Raw genomic sequence first — 731 nt, 5'->3', positions numbered from 1 at the left:
CTCGGGTGGTGGCAGGTGGTTGCCCGGGTCAAGCGCATCCGGCCAGGGCCGGATCTGCTGTTGGCTGGCAGCTAACGCTGGCGGGGCGGCGGCCTCAACTCCGGCGTGCCCAGAGCCGGCCGCCGCGAAAGCGTCCGCCACGATCCTGTCTGACGCAGACTCCATATCGCGAACCCGTCCCAACGCCCAGCGGAGATTGCGGCTGCCTGGAAACAACCCCTCGGCGAGTTTGATCCGCGAATCATGATCCAGCCCAGAGATCGTCTGGCCCTGACGGTCCAGCGCTTCAGAAAATCTGCGAAGACTACGAACATAGACAACACGGGAGGTTGAGGCCAAGCTGCTGTCACTGGCCATTTGTTCCAAGACCTGCGCGTCTGCCTTTGAGGGCACCGGCACTCGCCGCCGGCCAGGCGCGGAATAGCCCGGCTCATGATACGCACGCAGGACGTTCAATGCTGTCTTTATATCACCGCTTTTCGGAAAGAAAGTATCGACGTGATCGACCAGGGATTGGTGATTTTTTAGATCAGTCGCTTGGCCGCGAGCGCCGAGATCATTCGCCAATTGGCGAAGTGCAGACGTGTATATTCGGACCGTGCTCTCGCTATATTTTTGCTGAATCGCAGCGTGAGTGATCGCCCGATCAATAAGGTCCCGGTGTTCGTCGGACAGATGGGGATAGCGGGTAGCACGGGCGCCACTCGCGACAGGTTCGGCTCGGCGCGGCT

1 pseudogene is annotated in these 731 nt (G+C 60.7%); it reads right to left on the bottom strand.

From position 1 onward, the window contains the following. Positions 1 to 567 (bottom strand): annotated as a pseudogene (locus tag AC0L2L_RS33350) (Ulp1 family isopeptidase); the annotation flags it as partial. Positions 568 to 731: the final 164 nt, after the last annotated feature.

The organism is Mesorhizobium sp. WSM4832 (assembly GCF_055811115.1).
The sequence above is the reverse complement of the archived record's forward strand: the minus strand, read 5'-3'. Positions and strand labels throughout refer to the sequence as shown.